The 682-nt window shown below is 54.5% G+C and carries 1 protein-coding gene; it reads right to left on the minus strand.

The window, feature by feature from the left end; translation table 11 throughout:
* Nucleotides 1–64: 64 nt before the first annotated feature.
* On the minus strand, nt 65–682 hold a 618-nt coding region (locus DWY93_RS17715; protein WP_242990759.1), incomplete at its 5' end, for a virulence-associated E family protein.

Consider the following 682-nt stretch of genomic DNA (forward strand, 5'->3'; position numbering starts at 1 on the left):
GGATTTTCCCCGGCAACCGGCTCGGCAACGGGATAGCAACAGGGGGTGCAACGGGCTGCCATTTTCAGAATGGAAGCTCCATCTGTTCTGTGACCTCCACAAAACCGTCCATCGTTTTTTCAGACGGGTTGCCGGAGTCCGTTGCCGGGTTTTCACGCTCCCAGCCCTTTTGTCTGCCATATTCGGAAAACATTCTTGGGTTCGGGAAGTACCGCCAGCCAGAAATGCACTGGTTCATAATCTCGTTGATTTCCCGGATTTCCCATTGCTTCGGCTCGTCAAAGGCATGGTTCAAGGCTTCCTTATAGAGCTGCTTGGAGCAGACCATGCTCCCGGTGTACTTATCAAGATACGCCTGTATCATCCCGGCTTTGGTATCCTCCGGCATAAAATCCCGCTGGTGTTCTTTGAGATACCGCTGCATGGCAGGGCTGAAAGCCAGCTTGAACCTGCCGCTTCTGTAAATTTCCATCGCTTCTGCCCACATCTGCTCGATATAGGCTCTGGAAGCGGCTTCGTCCTCCAAAATGTGAACCTCGGCTTGCTCCGGGTACACCATGACGGGGATAAAGCGGCGGTTGCCGGAACGGTCAAGGGGCAGGAAGTCAAGGGCATTGGAAGTGCCGCCAAACACGCACTGACGGGGGCGGTCTGCCGGGTGGGTTTCATAGGGTATCTTGTA

It is taken from the genome of Clostridium sp. AF28-12 (assembly GCF_003435225.1).
GTDB lineage: Bacteria > Bacillota > Clostridia > Lachnospirales > Lachnospiraceae > Pilosibacter > Pilosibacter fragilis.